The 598-nt window shown below is 76.3% G+C and carries 1 protein-coding gene; it reads left to right on the top strand.

What is annotated here, in order from left to right:
* The coding region (locus AC2W7C_RS18785; protein WP_486002694.1) for an ATP-binding cassette domain-containing protein at window positions 1-485 on the top strand (485 nt) is incomplete at its 5' end.
* Between the last annotated feature and the right edge of the window lie 113 nt (window positions 486-598).

Below are 598 nucleotides of genomic sequence, written 5' to 3'. Positions count from 1 at the left end.
GCGCCGGCTTCACCGCCCTGCACCTGACCGCCCTCGGCCGCGCCGGCCAGCGCCGCTGGTCCCCCGGCCTGACCCCGGCGGACATCGACGCCGCCCGTCAGGCCCTCGCCCGGCTGGACGTCGCCGACCTGGCGGACCGCCCCTTCGACCGTCTGTCCAGCGGCCAGCAGCAACTCGTCCTGATCGCCCGTCTGTTCGTGCAGGACGCCCCCGTCTGCCTGCTGGACGAGCCCCTGGCCCTGCTGGACCCGGCCCACGCCCAGGCCGTCGAAGCGGCTTTGCGGGGCCTCGCCGCCGAGGGCCGCGCCGTCCTGACCTCGACCCACCACCTTCCCCTGGCGGCTCGCGCCGATCGCGTGGTCGCCATCGGACCGGACTGGATCGAGGCCCTGCCGCCACGGGCCGCCCTGTCGCCTGACCGCGTCCGCGCCCTGTTCGGCGTCGAGATCGCCGCCTGTCCCTGTTGCGGCGGCGCCCTGGCCTGAACGTCCGCCGGGGCTTGAGTCCCAGGCGCGCGTGGTCGAGGTTGCGCCCCATGATCCGAAACCGCCTTACCCTTCTCGCCGCCGTCCTCGCCCTGGCCGCGGCCCCGCCGCCG

It is taken from the genome of Brevundimonas sp. CURTG3B2_SDJG, from assembly GCF_057364705.1.
The sequence above is the reverse complement of the archived record's forward strand: the minus strand, read 5'-3'. Positions and strand labels throughout refer to the sequence as shown.